The organism is Oceanospirillum linum (genome assembly GCF_001995095.2).
Taxonomy (GTDB): Bacteria; Pseudomonadota; Gammaproteobacteria; order Pseudomonadales; family Halomonadaceae; genus Oceanospirillum; species Oceanospirillum linum.
Map to the genome: position 1 here is coordinate 1 of NZ_MTSD02000280.1, position 255 is coordinate 255.

The window sequence follows — 255 nt, forward strand, 5'->3', positions numbered from 1 at the left end:
GAACCGCAGACCTCCTGCGTGCAAGGCAGGCGCTCTCCCAGCTGAGCTATAGCCCCATATCGGTATACACCTAATGAGTCGCGAACCCGTATTTTGTGTGAGACAAGGCAAAGGATCTTGATGTATAACCTGCTATACGAGAGATACTTTAACGAGGTATCACGCAAAATTGGTAGGCCTGAGTGGACTTGAACCACCGACCTCACCCTTATCAGGGGTGCGCTCTAACCAGCTGAGCTACAAGCCTACGTTCAG

1 tRNA gene is annotated in these 255 nt (G+C 51.4%); it reads right to left on the bottom strand.

The window, feature by feature from the left end:
- Positions 1–170: 170 nt before the first annotated feature.
- Positions 171–247 (bottom strand) — tRNA-Ile (locus BTA35_RS17645).
- Positions 248–255: the final 8 nt, after the last annotated feature.